A 15819-nucleotide genomic window follows, 5' to 3' on the forward strand; every position below is an offset into this window, starting at 1 on the left:
CGCGGACGACTCCGCCTATGTAGACCCGGAAGACGTGGCCGACACCGATCCGGAATGAGGCGTTCCGTGCCCAGGCACGCCTCGATCGGGAGGGATGGGAAGCTCCTCGCCCTCGGGCAGACCGAGCGCGGCGATCCGCCGGTAGTAGTCGTCGACCGCGTCGAAGACGGCCTCGATCGCCCCGAGCAGCCGCTGCCCTCCCCGCTCGATCACGTCCGCTTCGTGCTCCTCGAACGCACGGATCCCGTCGCGTAACGCGGTCTTCACCGCGCGGAGCACGCCCTGGTCCGCGGCCGCGAACTCCCGGACCGCGCGCTCCGCGTCGGAATCCCGGGGTGAAACCCGAACGGCCGGCGCCCGCCGAACCGTGCGCAACTCCCGCACGTCCTGCGACGGCGCACAGAACCCCACCGTCATCCGCCAGAGCGCGGTCAGATCCTCCCCGACGAGCCCCTCGAGATAACTGGCCAGGAACCGCCGGTGCGCCTCGATCAGGAACTGCAGCTTGAACGGCGTCAAATCAGCGGGCTCAGACCCGGCCGTCGCCTGCGCCCCGGCGAACCCGTAGTCGTTGACCAGCGCGTTCTCCATCGACACGACCAGGTACACGTACCGCACCCACGCCGTGAACAGCTCCTCGAGCCCCGCGAACCGCAACCCGTCCGCGCCGAGCACCACACCCCAGCGGTCACCGAAGTCCAGCCGGCGCATGTGCCCGAGCTCGTACGTGCTCAGCTGCGCGTCGACCTCGGAGGCCTGGTGGTGCAGCACCCCCTGGTACGCCGACGTCGCGTCCATCCCCACGTAGTGCCGGATGATCTGCGGCCCACCCACGTGCAGGTGGATGAACTCCGAAACGTCGTAGACCTTCCCGCTGACCACCATCCAGTGCCCCGCCTCGGCACTGTTCCGCTCGATCACCGTCGAGATGTCGTACTGCCTACCCTGCTGCGCGTGGCCGCGGTACGTCGTGAAGATGTCCAGCCCGAGCCGCCCCCGCGCGATCAGCTCCCGGACGTCGACATCCAGCTTCTGCAGTGTGGACAGCACCGACCCGGCAAACCCGGCGCTTCCGCAGACGTACAGGTGCGCCCCGCTGTCCACCGCCGCGCGCAGGCCTTCGGCCTCCGCGGTCATCAGCCGGTCCACGCGCTGCCGGACACCCTTCACCACCACAAACGCTTCGCTATCGACGTCATACAGCACCGTGTTGTCGGCTTGGGAGAACGCCGCACGGAGGTGCAGGCGGCCCGCTGCTGCGAGCCGGGCGAAGTCCTCGGGGTGGACGAAGTCGTCCGGTCTTCGCAGCCCGAGGAAGAGCCAGTTGGTGCCGGGCGCGTCCGCGCGGGCCTGCGCGAACCCGTGGAACGGCGCGACGCCGGAGCCCGCGGCGAACATGACGACCGGCGTCGACGGGTCGGCGGGGAGCCGGAATCGGGGTGTCGGCACGATCGTCAGCGACAGGCGTTTGTCGCGGTAGCGGACGTCGCTGGTCATGCGGCGCAGGAAGTGCGAGGCGCTGCCGGTGCGGCGTCGTTCGTAGGAGACGGTCGTGTGCGGGCTGGTGTAGGTGAGGCCGCCGACGACCAGGTCGATCGTCTCCGCGGCACCGGTCGCGGCCGCTTCCGCTGGGCCGGTCGCGGCCGCTTCCGCTGGGCCGCTCGCGGCCGCTTCCGCTGGGCCGCTCGCGGCCGCTTCCGCTGGGCCGCTCGCGGCCGCTTCCGCTGGGCCGCTCGCGGCCGAAGCAATCGAGTACAGGCGGAACACCTCGGGCGGCACGAGCCGGCAGATGCTGTCGGCCTCGTCGGGCGGCGCCGACCAGAGCCGGGTGACGTCGTATCCGGCGGTGCGCACCAGGTCGAGGACGTCCCAGAGCTCCCACTGATCTTCCATGCGCGCCGACACGATCCGGGCGAGCGCGCCGGTGCCGGCGATCGCGAGGAGGCGTTTCGCGGTGGTGCGGCCCACCGGCCGGATGCGACCGAACGTGAGCAGCGTCCGCAGCGGAAGTACCTCGGCGCCGTCCTCGAAGCCGGCGCGGAACCGGATCGCTTCCTGCCAGTCGGTCGTGAGGCGGACGAGCTCGTCGCCGGTGGCCCGCAGCGCGCGGAGCGTCGCACGCACCAGCGCGTCGTCGTTCTCGGGCAGCACACCGAGTCGGTCGCCGGGCTGGTAGCGAATGCCCTGCCCGGCGACGTCGAGGCGCAGGTGGGTGGTCCAGGCGGAGGAGTCGGGGTCGGTCGTGGTGACACCGCGCCGGACCCGGCCGAAGTAGACCTGCTGGTTGCCGGCCGGCCAGCGTTCGTCGCGGACCTCGCCGAGCTCCTGGTCGATCGCCTCCCACGTCTTGTCGCGGAACAGGCCGGTGAACTTCGCACCGGTGGTGACCGACCGCCCGACCTTGAACGCCACCTCCAGGAACCCGTATGCCTTGATCCGATGCAGGCCCATCCAGCCGCGGTCGCCGATATAGGCATCGAGCACGGCGGCGTAGAGCCCGCGCAGGTCGGGCCGGTCCCGGACGTACTCGCTGACCGAGACCTGGTTCAGTGCCTCGATCAGCTCGCGCCAGTGCCTCGGCATCTGGGCGCGGAGTTGAAGGCTCTGCCGGCCGACCGTCGAGTGGTACGACTTCCGGCCGAAGAACGCGTCGAGTGCGTGGATCTGCGGCTGCGCGGTGCCGGCCGGGCTGGGTGCGCCGTCGAAGATCGGGACGCCGGACGTGCCGACGGTCTTCGCCCAGAGCACGAGATCGAGGTGGTTCGCGCTGCGCGGGTTCGGGTCGATCTGCGGGTAGATGGTCTGGGTGACGTGCTGCAGGCGCTCGAGCATCGTCAGCAGTGCAGCTTCGACGGCGTCGCGGTCGTCGGCCAGTACGGCGTCCTGGGCGCTCAGCATCGCGCCGAGCATCGGTGTCAGCTCCATCGCGAACTCGGTGGTGACGAGGTAGAAGATCTCCTCGGCCCGGTTGCGCCAGGCCGGTACCAGGAGCTCCAGGTTGGCCAGGCGGCGCGGACCGTCCGGGTCGCGGAGCTTCCAGTTGTAGAAGAACAGGTCGATGTAGGAGACCGAGGGCACGTCCTTGCCGAGCCGGCGCGACACCTGCTGCCACGGGCGCAGGATGCTCGGCGGCAGCGCGTCCGGCGGAGCGGTCTGCCCGTACTGGTAGGCGTGCGCGAAGACGCCGAGCAGCGCGGACGCGCGGAGCAGGTAGCGCTCGGGGAGCGCGTCGGCGTCGGCGTCCAGAATCGGTAACCGGTCGAACTCGGCGCGCAGACCCAGGTTCGCGTACAGGGCCGGGAGCCGGTCGACGAGGTCGTCCCAGGCCCGGTGGGAGGCGGGCAGCTCCTGCAGCGGCGGCTCGACCGGCAGGAAGCCGTGCTCGATCGACAGGAAGCCGTCGAGCTCGTGGCCGTGCGTCTTGTTGTACTTCTCGGCGGCCTCGACGATCCGGCGCGCGGGGGAGACCCGGCGGGTCGGCGTCGGAGGGAGAAAGGGCGCGAGCATCGTCATGCCCGCGCCGATGCGCGTCTCGTCGGTGAGCGCCTCCGGCGTCTCGACGAGCGTCCATTCGACGTTGCTCGAGCCGATGCCGAGGCGGTCGCCGGGGCGCAGCACGTGCGCGCGGATCCAGCTGCCGTTGACGAACGTGCCGTTCGAGCTGTCCAGGTCCGTGACGACCAGGTCGCCACCGTCGAGGTCCAGCCGCACGTGTCGGCGCGAAACCGACCGGTCGTCGAGCGCGACGTCGCTCTGCGTGGCGTCGCGCCCGACAGTGAGCGGCAGATCGCCGGTGTGCTCGGTGACCGCGCCGGTCCGCCGGTTCGTGAAGACCAACCGTAGGCGCGTCATCAGGCGTGGTAGATGACGGCGCGGCAGATGTCGGAGCGGGCTACCGTGCCGTGGAGTGTTCGTCCCTCGACGACCGGCAGGCGGCGGATCTGTTTCTCGGTCATCACGACAGCGGCGCGGGCGACGTCGTCGTCCGGCTGGAGCGTGATCGCGTTACGGACGACGAGTGGATCGATCGGTCGGTCGGCGAGGTCACGGGCCTTACGGCTCAGGTCGCCGAACGCGTCGTTCAGTGATCCCCCCGCGCGCAGGGCCTCGTCGTAGCTGGGCAGCACCGCGCGGATCAGGTCACCCTCGCTGAGCGCGCCGATGAACGCGTCGTCGTGGTCGAGGACCATCAGTTCGCTGATCTGGGAGACGCTGACGAGTTCGGCGGCGCGGCGGATGTCCGCTCCGAGATGGATACAGGCCGGAAATCTGGTCATGACGTCCCGCACCAGCACGTTTCCCCCTGGACGGCCCGGACTGTCGGGGTGTGGCCGGTCTAGCGTGGTACGTCGACCGCGCGTCGGCAAGCGGCCTTTCGGACGAGACCCGGCTGTTACTTGCCGTGGCGTCAGTGAAAGAAGTGCAGCGTGTAGTCGATAAGCTGCCCACTATGCCGTTATCCGGATACTTGATCGGAATCGACTTCGGAACGTCGAACACCGTCGGTGTTCTCCGATACCCCGACGGCCGAAGCGAATCCTTGCTGTTCGACGGATCGCCGATGTTGCTGTCGGGCGTCTGTCTGGACGAGAACGGCCACTTCCTGACCGGCCGGGACGCCGCGCACGTCGCGCGCACCCGGCCGGAGGCGTTCGAACCGAACCCGAAGCGGCGGATCGACGACGGCACGGTGCTGCTGGGTGGCCACGAGGTGCCGGTGCCGCAGCTGCTCGCCGCGGTGCTGTCGCGGGTAATGGCCGAGGCACGGCGGGCGAAGGGCCGCCAGCCCGAGCAGGTCGTGCTCACCCACCCGGTGGCATGGGGGCCGCGCCGGCTCGACCTGCTGCGGCAGGCCGCCGCGATCGCCGGGATCCCGTCGGCGCTGCTGGTGCCGGAGCCGGTCGCCGCGGCGTACAGCTTCGTCGCGCAGCCGCGGGTGTCAGTGGCCCCCGGGCAGAGCATGGTCGTCTACGACTTCGGTGGCGGCACGTTCGACGCCACTGTGGTGCGGCGTACGCCGATGGGGTTCGACGTCGTCGCCTACGGCGGGTTGGACGACGTCGGTGGGCTGGACGTCGACGCGGCGATCTTCGAGGCCGTGGGTGCGGCGCTCGGACCTGCCGGGGCGCAGGTCTGGGAGCGGCTGAAGATCCCGCAGACGGCGTCGGACCGGCGCGAGGCGCGACTGCTGTGGGAGGACGTCCGGCAGGCGAAGGAAACGCTGTCGCGGACGTCGACTGTGCACATCCACGTGCCCCTGCTCGACGACGACCTGTCGCTCGGGCGGGAGCAGCTCGAGGCCCTCGCGCGGCCACTGCTCAACCAGACCGTGGGGACCACGCTCGAGGCGTTGCGGAACGCGGCGACGCCGTCGGGTGGGTTGGCGGCGGTGTTGCTGGTGGGTGGATCCAGCCGCATCCCGTTGGTGTCGTCGTTGCTGCATCAGAACCTCGGGATCGCGCCGACGGTCGTCGAGAACCCCGAGCTCGTGGTCGCGCAGGGCGCGATCATCGTCGGCGCGGGGGCGCCGATGGCACCGCCCGTCTCACCGGGGGGCGCCGGCGAGCGCCCCGGCCGCATCTCCGATGCCCACAACATGGGCATGGGCCCCGGCGCGGTGCCCGGCCCGCAAAGCCCAGCCGCCCCGAGCCCACCGGGTCCCCGGCCGCCAGTGATCGCGAGGCCGCACGGCGCGGGCGCGCACGGCTCCGGGCCGCAGGGCGCGGGCGCGCACGGCGCTGCGGCGCACGGCTTCGGCGCGCAGGGCCACGGGGCGCCGGGGGCGGGAGCGCACAGCCCGGGGCCGCAGGGGCCGGGGGCGCACGGACCGGGGACCGGGCAGGGGACCGGGGCTCACGGGGTGGTCAGTGGGGCGGGGCCGGGGGCGGCGCCGCAGGTGGTGATGCCGCCGCGGAAGCGGGGCGCGGGCAAGATCGTCGCGATCATCGGCGGCGTGCTGGCCCTCGTGCTCCTGGCCTGCGGAGGACTGTTGATCCGCGGACTGCTCGCGGCCGACGAGTACGTCAGCGACGACGAGGCCGCCGCCCCGAGCTGCGCCGCACAGCTCGCGTTCGTCGGCGCCTCGACCGGCGAAGGCTCCGACCTGGGCACCCGCATCCGCAACGGCGTCGAACTCGCCGTCGCCGAACACAACGAGAAAACCACCGACTGCGACGTCACCCTCAACACCTTCGACACCGCAGGCAACGAGAAGAGCGCCGAGGAGTTCGCGGCGTCGGTCACCGACGACGTGACCACTGTGGGTGTGATCGGCCCCCTGCGCCCCGCGGAGCTGAACGCCGCCGCCAAGCTGTACGACGAGGCGGGCCTTGCCCAGATCACCCCGGTCGGCGACGCGAACGCGCTCGCCCAGTGGAAGACGTTCCACCAGGTCATCGGCGACGAGGACTCCCCGAACCTGGTCGCGCGCTCCTACCTGCTCGACACACTGAAGGCCACGAAGGTCTACCTCGCCGACGACGGGTCCGACCACGGACGCAAGCTCGCGACCTACATCCGGGAGGGTCTCGAGGAGGCCAAGGCGAGCGTCGGGAGCGAGAGCCTCACCGCGGAGAGGGTCCGCGAGTCCGCGATCACGATCGTGCGGTCCGAGGCGTCGGCGGTGCTTTACGTCGGTGCGCCGGACCTCGGCGGGAAGCTGCGGAAAGCGCTCACCGACGTCGGGGGGAACACGATCACGCTGGTGGGCACCGACGAGCTGGACAACCCCGCGTTCTTCCGCGAGGCCGGGGACTCGGCCGTGGGCACGAAGATCTTCGGACCGTACATGCCGATCAAGGAACTCCCCGCGGAGTTCCGGGCCGCGTACCAGGCGAAGTACGGCGAGGAGCCCGGGCGGTACGCCGCAGAGGCGTACGACGCGGCGAAGGTCGTTCTCGACGGCATCGCGGCCGGGAAGGTCGACCGCAAGTCCATGCTCGACTACGTCAACAAGTACGACGCCGACGGCGTCACCAAGCACCTCAAGTTCAACGAACTCGGCGACCTCGCAGTCCCGACCATGTGGCTCTACGAAGCCGGCAAGAACGCCTTCACCAGTACCACCAAGCTGACCGGTTGACGCCGTCAGCCCTACGCGCCGGGCCGGGCTGCGCGCCGCGCTGTGCCGCCGCGGGGCGGCGATGCTCCGCGGATTCAGCCGAGTAGGGCTCGGGTGAGGAGGAGGAGGGCTGCTGCGGCGGAGACGCCCAAGGTGGCTACGCGCTGGGTGGTTGGGGGGATGGCGTCGGGCGAGCGGTGGGCGGCGAACAGGCCCAGGGCGGCGCCCGGGATGAGGACGGGGAGCCAGCGAAGGGTGGAGAGGGCGGTGGGGTGGGCTATCGCGCCGCACGCCAGGGTGAGCGCGGTGAGTACGGCGCCGCTGGCCGCGACCGCCGCCCGGCGTCGGGCGGGGGGTTCGGCGCCCAGGGCCAAGGCGACCGGTGGGCCGGTCAGAGCCGTCGTGCTCGCCAGCAGCCCCGCGGCGAACCCCGCGACCCCGACGGTCGCAGGACGGGCGCGCACCACGGGTTCATGCACACTCAGCGCGACCGCCACGAGCACGAACACCCCTCCGCACACCGCGAGCGGTCGTGCGCCGATTATCGTCGATAAAAAGACGCCCAGAACGACGCCGGGGAGCCCGGTGACGGTGAGCAACCACAGCAGACGGCGGTCGAGGTGGCCCCGATCGGTGCGGGCGACCAGGGCCGACACCGCGCCGTTCACGACGAGCGCGGGCAACGGCACCACGTGCGGCGCTAGCAGCAGCGCGAACGGCACGAGCAGCAGGTTCAGCCCGAACCCGATCGACGCCTGCACATAGGCGCCGGCCGCGACCACCAGCGTGAGTCCGACCAGAAGGACGAACACCGTCATTTCCCCAACCTAGGGGGCGCGGCGCCACCCGGGGCGACGGATCTCGGGCTTCTCGCCGAACGTGCGCCACGCCGTGTTCACCAGCAGCGCCCCGGCGACCGCGCCGACCGCCGGGTCGCCGACCAGCAGACACACCACGGTGACGACCAGACCCGCCCAGACGACGATCCGGACCGCGACGTCCACCACCACCACCACCCCGGTCAGGTGACCCCGGGTCCAGTACGGCAACCACAGCGACGTCACCGCCAGGCACACCGCACCGAGCACGGCGAACAGGATGACGACCGCCTGTGGCCACCCGATGTGACTGCTGAACGCGTACAGACCGGAGAGCAGGCAGCCGAACCAGACCTTCGCGAACACCCAGCGTCCGGCGCGTCCCAGCAGGTCATCACCCCGAGATTCGGGGTCGGAACGTAATTCGGTGCTCATCGCACTCCTCGGCGCGACCGCCCGGGAGTACCGAGCCGTCCTCACCGATGGTGACAGGAGCGTCAAGCCCTGATCGTTGTCCAACGGCCCGTGGCGCCGTCGATCCGCTCGCGGATGTCCGTCCCTCCAGGTGCCGTGGGCTACGGTCGCTTCTCGTGCGGGTGCTCGTGATGCTGGTCGTGGTGGCGCTGGGCTTAGGTGTGTGGGTGTCCGCCTCCGGCGGGGGAGCTCGGCACGTCGTGGTGGACGGGGTTCCGCTGGACGAGGTGCATCCGGCTGGCGAGGGGAAGCGCCCGGGTGTGGTGGTGGCACACGGATTCGCCGGGTCGGCGCTGCTGATGAGGCAGTTCGGAGACACGCTGGCGGCGCGGGGATACGTGGTCGTACTGCTGGATTTTTCCGGGCACGGGGCGAATACGCAGGTGCGGGATCTGCAGAGTGATCTGGACGTGGCGATGGCGCACCTGCGTGGACTGCGTGACGTCGACGCCTCGCGGGTGGCGGTGGTGGGGCACTCGATGGGGGCGGGGGCTGCCGTGCGGTACGGAGCGACGCATCCCGATGTGACCGCGACGGTCGCGATCTCGCTCCCGTCCGCTGCCGATGTGCGGGCCGGGGCTCCGCGACGGTTGCTGTCGCTGGTCGGTTCCGCTGAGTTCGCCGGCTTTCGCGACGCCGCGGAGCGGGCCGCTGTGGTGAGCGGCGGGGAGGTGGTGCGGGTGCCGTGGGTGGAGCACGTGTCGATCCTGTGGGCGCCGCGGACGCATCGCGAGGTGGTGGATTGGCTCGATGCAGCGTTCGGGGTGCAGTCGGGGGCCGGAGATCCGCCGTCGCCGTTCCGGCGTTTGGTGGGGGCGGGGTTACTGCTGGTGGCCTTCGCACTGGGGTTCGTGCCACTGACGCGACTCGCCCTCGGCGGGGGTGCCGCGCGGGGTGCGCTCGGCGGGGCTGCCGGAACTGCGCCGGCGGGTGGGGCGCCGCGGGGCGGGGCACTTGGGGGTGTGGCGCGATGGCGCTTGCGGGTTCGTGGCGGGTGGCTGCCGACCGGGTTGGGGCGGGCGGTGGTGGTGGCCGGCGTGGCGTCGGTGGTGGCCGCGGTGATCGCGGCGGTGCTGCCGACGGGCATGGTTCCGCTGGCGATCGCGGGTTTCCTGATCGCGTTCACGACGCTGATCGGGCTCGCGCTGATCGGATTCGCCGCGTGGCGTGCTCGCCGAACCGCCGACGCGACAGCCGGGAAGCGCGATGCTGCAGAGCCGGCGCGCGGAGACGCGAGGGCGGCGCACGGAGACGTGGGGCCGGTCCGCGGCCTCGGGGCGGCGGCGGGAGGTGCGGGGCCGGTCCGCCGACCCGAGGCGGTGGTGCGCGGCGGCGTCGGTGGGACAGCGCGTCGTGTGAGCGTAACGATCGTGCTCGTGGCGTACGCGGGGGCGGCTATTGCGGTGCCGTTGCAGGTCGGGGTGACACACGCGGTGCCGGTCGGGGCGCGGTGGTGGGTGCTCGCGCTGATCTGGGCGGGGTTCACCGTGCTGGCCTACGGCGCCGGCCGCCTCACCGACGGCAGCGGCCTAGGGCTGCTCGCCGTGTCGGCGGTGACCGCGCTCGTGCTCACCGTCGCCGCGGTCACCGGCCTGACGAGCGGCTTCGTGCTCCTCGTCGTGCCCCTGCTCGCGGCGCTCATGGTCTGGCAATCGGCCTGGACCGAGGTGCTCCGCCGCCACGCGGCACCGCTCTGGCTCGCCGCCCCGGTCGGCGCGATCCTCGTCGCCTGGCCCGTGGCAGTGACGCTACCGCTGACCTGACACCATCCATCCACACTGGAACGTCGGAACTTCGGTGTCGCCAGGACAACACCAGAGTCCCGCGGTTCCACATCGGACCAAAGTGTGTCAGCTGACGTACTTGCCGATCGTGTCGCGGAGCTGCTTGGCCGTGGGCCTCGAAACCTGCTCCGCAAGCGCTTGCCCCCCGAACGTCGTGATGAACTCCGCGCACTTTCGCTCCGCGCCGTGGAACTGCGCCCGGCCGAGCGACCTCCCCGACTGTGCCTCCCGAATCTGAACGACGTACACGGTCTCGCGCAACCGCTGCGTGATCCGCTTCTTGCCGTCGTTGCTGGCCTCCTACTCGCTCAGGTCACCGAGGTAGTCGTCGGCCTCGGGGCCCTTCGACGAGATGTCGATGACCGCCCGGTGTGGCGCTGCGCCCCCGTACGGCTCCGCACCGGCGTAACTCGCGCCGGTGCAGACGTCGACAAAGCCGTAGGTGGAGTCCGGCAGCAGCGACGGGTACGGGATCGCCGGGGTCTCGAGCGCGGGGTCGCTGTAGACGGGCGGCAGCGGCGAGTCGATCACCGTCGTGTAGGTGCCCCACCCCCACGACGAGCGCGGCGACGCGGAGCGGGACCCGCAGGCGGTTCCGGAAGACGCTGCCCGGCGGTCCGAGTCCGGCCTCAGCGGCGGCGGCGAGTGCTCGTGGAGGCAGGCTGGGGCACATCGGCGGCTCCGAAGGCCGGTCCACTCAGGACCCGGATTCTAGTGGGATCCGGTGGCCCCACTGTGTCGGATTCCGGTCGGTCGCGCCGTGCGATTGACCGCCGGGATGACCATGAGGCATGGCTGAGTGGCTTTTCGTGATCGTCGTGATCGTCGCTGCGGCAGTGGTGGTGGCATTCGCCATCGAGATGGCCCGATCGTCGCACCAGGCTGCGCGGGATCTGGGCGAGCAGGTCGACGCGCAGACCAAGGCGATCGAGAAGCTCGACCAACGCGTCGAGGCCTACTCTCGCGAGGTCGAGCGGCTCCGGACTGAGCACGCACGCGCATCCGGTCCGCCGATCGCCGATCGGCTTGACGACGTTCTCAATCAGACGTCGGAGTGGTTGAGGGCTTTTTCGACGGCGCATCGGGGCGAGCTGGCCGCTGTTCAGCGCGAGGCCGTGGCCGCGCTGGAGCGGGTCGAGGCGGCCCGTGTTGGGGAGTCTCAGAGGCTGCAAGTGGAGTTGGCGGAGCTCACCAGGCTGGTCACCGATCTGCGCACCCAAGGTCCGCAGCCGCCCCCGGCGCGTCCACTGGTCGCCCCCGACGCCCCTCGCGGCTCCGACGAGGACCAGTCCACCGCCGACCAGTCCACCGCCGACCAGTCCGACGAGGACCGGCCCGCCGACGGCGATCCAGCCGACGAGCAGTCCGACGACGAGCAGTCCGACGACGGGTCGTCGGACTACGGGTCGTCCGACTACGAGCAGCGCGATGACGGGTCGTCGGATAGCGGCCATTCGGATGGCGGCTCGTCGAGTGGTGGCCGATCCAGCGGCGGGCCGTCCGTTGTCGGGCCGTCCGGTGGTGGCGAGCTCAAGAACGGGCCACTCAGCGCCGGCCGTCCCGGTGGTGGCGAGTCCGGCGGCGTGCGGTCGGATGACGTCCCATCCGGTGACGACGGATCGCGCAGCGGCCGCACGAGTGGTGGGGAGTCGGCCGGGCCGAAGGTGCAGCTGACCTTCGTCGAGGAGTTCCGCGTTCGTGGGACCGATGCGCCCGGGCGGGCGCGTTCGGACGCGCAGAGCTATGTCGTGCTGCGCGCGAGTCAGTTGGAGTTCCCCGACGAAGTGACGATGCGCGCCGAGATCCAGCGGATCGCTCCGACTGTGGGTGCGCTACCCAGCGTCCCGACGGACGAGGGAGTTCCGCTGTCCCGCGAGGCGGCGGACATCGTCTACCGCGCTGCGGCGATTTACACGGTGAATGCCACCTGGTCGGTCACCGGTGTATGGGTCACGCCGGTGTCGGCGGACCTCGCCGATGCCGCGCAAGGCGTCGCGGACCTGAGGAAGGCCCTCCACGAGTCGCTGTGGGGTGCACCGGTCGGGCTCGGTGGCCTGGATGCGGCCATCGCCGTCGCTCTCGCGGCCGCTCTTCCCACGCCGGGCGACGCCACGCTCAAGAACGTCAAGCGAGGCATCCTCTACCTCGGGATCGTAGCCGGTCTGGCATCGGGTCAGCCGCTGCTTCTCAACGCCTGTCTGAAGCTGCTCCTGCGTGACCTGCTCATAGACGCGCTGACCCATGCCTACCGCACCATCGTCGAGTCCCCCGGTCGCTCCGGGCCCTCCACGCCCCAACCCGACGGCGACGGGCCTCAGGGGCCCGGTCGTGGTGGGCCGCACGGGTCCCATGACGATGGACCTCGGGGCCCGGGTGACGCTGGGCCGCACGGGCCTGGTGACGCTGGGCCTCAGGGGCCTGGTGGTGCTGGGCCTCAGGGGCCTGGTGACGCTGGGCCGCACGGGCCTGGTGGTGCTGGGCCTCAGGGGCCTGGTGGTGCTGGGCCGCGCGGGCCTAACCGTGGTGGGCCGCGGGGCGCGAGTCGAGATGCGTCCGGAACGCCTGACCACGGCGCGGCGCGGGAGAGCGATCGCACAGCGGCCGCCCGGCCCCGGCATGCATCCCCGGAGCCCGGTCGAACCAGCGAGAGCGTCGGCCCTCCGGCACACCTCCGCGTCGATCGCGAACGAATCGGGGCGACAGAAGGCCCGGCCTCCGTCGGCCGTCCGACCGAGTCACTCGACCGCCGAGGCCGGACGGACGATCGTGACCATCGTTCTGTCAGCGGATCCTCACCGAGTAACCAGCCACCTGCCCGGCCCAGAGCACGCGTCGACGCTCCGGAGCGCGAGGCCGCGCACCGGACTGCCCGCAGCCGACCCGGCCGCCCGCCTCGACCCTCCGAGCCGGACGCACCGACCGCGTCCCCTCTGCCCGCGCCGGCCGCCCCGGGTCGGTCCGTGCCAGCCGTGTCGGGTTCGTCCTCGCGGGCGGTGTCTCCTCGGTCCGCGCCGGCGCGGGCCGACGATCATGAGCCGAGCGCTGCAGAGGGACCGACCGAGCCTGCCCGACGCAGGTCTGCGGCGGCGCGTCCCAGCAGGCAGTTCGAGAGCACTGCCGGTCGGCACACCCGCGGAGCGAGGTCGCGCCTCGAACGCGGGGAAGACACGTCGAGAGACGAGTCTTTCGATTACGGCGCGGTAAGGCCCGGCGGCAAGTCGGACAGAACCGCCCCCTCCGATGAGAGATCGGCGCGACCAGGCTCCAGCGAGAGCACGAGTCGGCCTGGCCGGGAGCTGGGGTCGGGCCAGCGCGACGAGCGTGAGCCATCGCAGCGCCGGGGCGTGGAAGGGCCGAGCCGCGGAGGAATGTTCGGCTAGGGCTTACCCGTGGCGGTCTCGGTAAGCGCTAATCGCGCCCGGATGCAGCGGCACGGTGCCCGTGTTGATCAGTGACCGGACGTCGAGGAACTGGGTACCCACCGCCTGCGCCGGGACCAGCGCACCGGCGCGCTCGGCCAGCACGTCGGTGACCAGCGCCGCCACCGACGCCGGCAGCGTCGGCGCGCAGAGCAGCAGGTTCGCCACGCCGACCGTGTCCACGTCCGACCCACCGTGGTAGGCACCGGGCGGTACCGGCACCGACTCGTACGCCGTCTGCCCCGGCGGACCCAGCAGCGACCGGTACTCACCGAGCGGCAGCAGCCGGATCCCGATCGCGGTGTCGAGTTCCGCCAGCACGGTGACCGGCACCCCACCCGACACCAGCATCGCGTCGATCGTCCCCCCGAGCATCCCTACCCGAGCCGCAAGCATCGGCAGGCGCAACACCCGCACCCCCCGCAACCCGACCCCCTCCAGCAACCGCGCCCCGAGCACCGCACCGCCGGACCCCCCGGCACCCACCGACACCGTCGCCCCGGCCAACTCCGTCACCGTCCGGATCGACGAATCGGCCCGCACCGCCAGCTGCAGATAGTTCTCGAACACCCGACCCAGCGCACACACCCGGGTGGCCCGCGCGAACGGCTCCGTGCCCAGGAACGACGCCTCCGCGATGTCCGCCAAACTCAATCCGACGTCCGCCGTCCCGGCACCCACCCTCCGCAGGTTGTCGACACTGCCCTCCGTCGGAATGGCCGTGCACCGCAACCCCGGCGCGGCAGCCTCCAGCTCACGCGCGAGCAGCCGCACGAACGGCAGGTACGACCCCGCCGGCTCACCCGCGGCGATCCGCAACGTCCGCACCGTGGCGGCCGGACCCGGCGGAGCATCCGCGCCCAGCACCCCGCAGACGGCCGCAGCCAGCAACGCCCGGCGCTTCACGGCAGCTCCACCCGCACGACCAGCCCGTGCGGCCGCGCGGACTCCAGCGTCAACACCCCACCGCGCCCCGCCACCAGCCGCTCGACGATCGCCAGCCCCAACCCCGTCCCCGGCATCCCGCTGTGCTGCGACGCCCGCCAGAACCGCTGCTGTGCCTGCCCCAGCTGCGCCTCGCTCAACCCCGGCCCGTCGTCTTCGACGACGAGAAGCCCGTCCGCGGTGGTGACCTCGACGTGCGCCCCGTTCCCGCCGTACTTCACCGCGTTCTCGAGAACTACGTCGAGCACCTGAGCGAGTTCGGCAGGGGTGCAGTGCAGGGACCCCGGGCCACCGCGGTGGGACACCGTCGCACCGGCGCGAGCGGCGACCGGCCCCCACAGCGCCACCTGCGCCTCCGCCACCGCGAACGCGTCACACCACACGTCCTCGTCCCCGTGGACGGCCAGCTCCCCGGCCCGGTGCTCAGCGCTGGCGAGCGTCAGCAGATCGTCGAGAAGGCTTTCGATCCGGTCCAACTCGGTGAGCGCGCCCGCATAGGGACGTTCGGCGGCGGGTGGCAAGTGGGGGTGTAGCGCGTCGACCCGCAGGCGCAGGGCCGTCATCGGGTTGCGCATCTGGTGCGACGTGTCGGCGACCAGCTGTTGCTGCTGCTCCAGCGCCGCGGTGACGGTCTCGGTCATCCGGTTGAACCCGGCTGTGAGCTGGCGGAGTTCCGGTGGTCCGGCGAGGCGCGGCGGTTCCGGTGGCAACCCGGCGGTGAGCCGGCCCACCGCGCGGTCCAGGCGGTGCAGCGGGCGCACCAGCCAGCGGGTCGCGGCGACGGCCACACCGACGCACGCCAGGCCCAGCAGCCCGGTGCCCCCGAGCACCGCGGTCCAGCTGCGACCGATCTCCGCCGCCGCGGGTGTGACCCGCATGCGCAGGACGACCGCGCCGGAGATCCGGGTCGCGGCGCCGGCCGGCCGGGCCAGCAGCACCGGTTCGCGCGACCACGGATGCACGGTGCCGCCCCAGCGCGTCGGCTGGTTGCGCAGCGCCGCCTCGATCACGTCGGCGACGTCCGGGTCGGCAGCGATCATGCCGCCGGTCTCCACCATCGGCGCGCGCCAGGACGTCACGACGACGATCGGTTCGCCGTAGACCGCCGTGTAGCGGGTGACCTCGGCGACGAGCGCGGACGGGTCGCCGCTGGTCACGGCCTGGTCGAGGAGTGCGGCGAAGTGGTCGAGGTCGGCCTCGCGTGCGAGCAGCAGCTGCTGGGTGCGTTCGCGGGCGGTGATGCTGAGCAGCGGCACCGCGAACCCGGCGGTCGCGAGCACGACGAACGCGAGCAGCACCGCGAAGATCCGGGTGCGCAT

The 15819-nt window shown here is 71.7% G+C and carries 11 protein-coding genes; 2 read left to right on the forward strand and 9 right to left on the reverse strand.

What is annotated here, in order from left to right; genetic code table 11:
- Window positions 1-15: 15 nt before the first annotated feature.
- Both ACGFY5_RS09185 and ACGFY5_RS09190 read right to left on the reverse strand, forming a co-directional pair.
- On the reverse strand, window positions 16-3852 hold the full coding sequence (locus ACGFY5_RS09185; RefSeq protein WP_392719068.1) for an FHA domain-containing protein: 3837 nt from the start codon (window positions 3850-3852) through the stop codon (window positions 16-18).
- Window positions 3852-4277, reverse strand: a complete 426-nt coding sequence (locus ACGFY5_RS09190; protein WP_392719069.1) for a CBS domain-containing protein — start codon at window positions 4275-4277, stop codon at window positions 3852-3854. Before ACGFY5_RS09190 ends, ACGFY5_RS09185 begins: the two co-directional genes overlap by 1 nt.
- A gap of 173 nt (window positions 4278-4450) precedes the next feature.
- Here ACGFY5_RS09190 and ACGFY5_RS09195 point away from each other — a divergent pair, with 173 nt between their 5' ends.
- Window positions 4451-7081 (forward strand): Hsp70 family protein, encoded by a 2631-nt coding sequence (locus ACGFY5_RS09195; protein ID WP_392719070.1) that lies wholly within the window; start codon window positions 4451-4453, stop codon window positions 7079-7081.
- A gap of 74 nt (window positions 7082-7155) precedes the next feature.
- Here ACGFY5_RS09195 and ACGFY5_RS09200 read toward each other — a convergent pair whose 3' ends face one another.
- A complete protein-coding gene (locus ACGFY5_RS09200; RefSeq protein WP_392719071.1) occupies window positions 7156-7878 on the reverse strand; it encodes a TSUP family transporter in 723 nt (240 codons plus the stop codon).
- 9 nt (window positions 7879-7887) lie between these two features.
- Window positions 7888-8313, reverse strand: coding sequence for a hypothetical protein (locus ACGFY5_RS09205; protein ID WP_392719072.1), 426 nt, complete (start codon window positions 8311-8313; stop codon window positions 7888-7890).
- A 155-nt stretch (window positions 8314-8468) separates the two neighbouring features.
- Between ACGFY5_RS09205 and ACGFY5_RS09210 the strand changes: the two genes are divergently transcribed.
- Window positions 8469-10115: a dienelactone hydrolase family protein gene (locus ACGFY5_RS09210; RefSeq protein ID WP_392719073.1), complete on the forward strand. Its 1647-nt coding sequence runs from the start codon at window positions 8469-8471 to the stop codon at window positions 10113-10115.
- An 87-nt stretch (window positions 10116-10202) separates the two neighbouring features.
- On the opposite strand, the gene ACGFY5_RS09215 is transcribed toward ACGFY5_RS09210, so the two are convergent.
- The 5 genes from ACGFY5_RS09215 to ACGFY5_RS09235 all read right to left on the reverse strand — a co-directional run bounded on the left by ACGFY5_RS09215 (window position 10203) and on the right by ACGFY5_RS09235 (window position 15819).
- The gene (locus tag ACGFY5_RS09215) at window positions 10203-10397 is read right to left on the reverse strand and encodes a hypothetical protein (RefSeq protein ID WP_392719075.1); all 195 of its coding nucleotides are present in this window, start codon (window positions 10395-10397) and stop codon (window positions 10203-10205) included.
- Between the two features lie 39 nt (window positions 10398-10436).
- The gene (locus tag ACGFY5_RS09220) at window positions 10437-10667 is read right to left on the reverse strand and encodes a hypothetical protein (protein ID WP_392719076.1); all 231 of its coding nucleotides are present in this window, start codon (window positions 10665-10667) and stop codon (window positions 10437-10439) included.
- Between the two features lie 98 nt (window positions 10668-10765).
- On the reverse strand, window positions 10766-11590 hold the full coding sequence (locus ACGFY5_RS09225) for a hypothetical protein (protein WP_392719077.1): 825 nt from the start codon (window positions 11588-11590) through the stop codon (window positions 10766-10768).
- Between the two features lie 1929 nt (window positions 11591-13519).
- Entirely contained in the window at window positions 13520-14461 is a 942-nt protein-coding gene (locus tag ACGFY5_RS09230; RefSeq protein WP_392719078.1) for a TAXI family TRAP transporter solute-binding subunit, read from the reverse strand.
- On the reverse strand, window positions 14458-15819 hold the full coding sequence (locus tag ACGFY5_RS09235) for a sensor histidine kinase (protein ID WP_392719079.1): 1362 nt from the start codon (window positions 15817-15819) through the stop codon (window positions 14458-14460). Before ACGFY5_RS09235 ends, ACGFY5_RS09230 begins: the two co-directional genes overlap by 4 nt.

The sequence above is a fragment of the Cryptosporangium sp. NPDC048952 genome (assembly GCF_043197895.1).
Lineage (GTDB): Bacteria > Actinomycetota > Actinomycetes > Mycobacteriales > Cryptosporangiaceae > Cryptosporangium.